This is a genomic window from Citrobacter sp. S55_ASV_140 (assembly GCF_018919505.1).
GTDB lineage: Bacteria > Pseudomonadota > Gammaproteobacteria > Enterobacterales > Enterobacteriaceae > Citrobacter > Citrobacter werkmanii.
The window spans coordinates 1-592 of sequence record NZ_JAHLQZ010000426.1 but is presented as its reverse complement, the minus strand read 5'-3'; the positions used below and the strand labels follow the sequence as shown (position 1 = coordinate 592).

Below are 592 nucleotides of genomic sequence, written 5' to 3'. Positions count from 1 at the left end.
GCTATATCCAGAACAGAAAAACAGTCAGCATTATTTCTGGCGGTAATATCGATCTTTCTCGTGTATCTCAAATTACTGGTTTAGTTGACGCTTAATATACTTCGTTGAGGATAGGATATGAGTACTACTGATAGCATTGTATCCAGCCAGACAAAGCAGTCGTCCTGGCGCAAATCGGACACCACCTGGACACTGGGTTTATTTGGTACAGCCATCGGCGCAGGGGTGCTGTTCTTCCCTATCCGCGCAGGTTTTGGCGGACTGATCCCCATTCTGATCATGCTGGTGTTAGCATACCCCATCGCTTTCTATTGCCACCGTGCGCTGGCACGCCTGTGTCTTTCCGGTTCTAACCCTTCCGGTAACATCACAGAAACGGTTGAAGAGCACTTTGGTAAAACGGGCGGCGTGGTAATCACGTTCCTCTACTTCTTTGCGATTTGTCCGCTGCTGTGGATTTATGGCGTCACCATTACCAACACCTTTATGACCTTCTGGGAAAACCAGCTGCAAATGCCCGCGCTGAACCGTGGCTTCGTGGCGCTGTTCCTGTTGCTGCTGATGGCATTCGTCATCTGGTTTGGTAAAGATC

The 592-nt window shown here is 49.3% G+C and carries 2 protein-coding genes; both read left to right on the top strand.

The features are described 5' to 3' along the window. Positions 1-95: hypothetical protein (locus tag KQJ18_RS24815; protein ID WP_253297571.1), on the top strand; the 95-nt coding region annotated here is incomplete at its 5' end. Between the two features lie 22 nt (positions 96-117). Further along, a partial coding sequence (locus KQJ18_RS24335; RefSeq protein ID WP_275945722.1) for an aromatic amino acid transport family protein occupies positions 118-592 on the top strand: 475 nt, incomplete at its 3' end.